The organism is Candidatus Clostridium helianthi (assembly GCF_045310795.1).
Lineage (GTDB): Bacteria > Bacillota > Clostridia > Clostridiales > Clostridiaceae > Clostridium > Clostridium helianthi.
In genome coordinates this window covers 1-236 of the sequence record NZ_JBJIAB010000262.1, presented here as the reverse complement: position 1 = coordinate 236, position 236 = coordinate 1, and the positions used below count along the sequence as shown (strand labels likewise).

Below are 236 nucleotides of genomic sequence, written 5' to 3'. Positions count from 1 at the left end.
AAAGCAATAGAAGCAGCTAAAGCAGAAACAACAAAACCATCTATTATAATAGTTAAAAATCAAATTGGTTTTGGATGCCCAGCAAAACAAGGAAAAGCTTCAGCACATGGTGAACCTCTAGGCGCAGATAATGTAACTGCTATGAAGGAAAACTTAGGCTGGAAGACAGAGCCTGCATTCTACGTACCAGACGAAGTGTACACAAATATGAATGAACACATAGCAAAAGGTGAAAA

At 38.1% G+C, this 236-nt stretch carries 1 pseudogene; it reads left to right on the top strand.

The window, feature by feature from the left end:
* Positions 1–236 (top strand): annotated as a pseudogene (locus ACJDTP_RS28050) (transketolase); the annotation flags it as partial.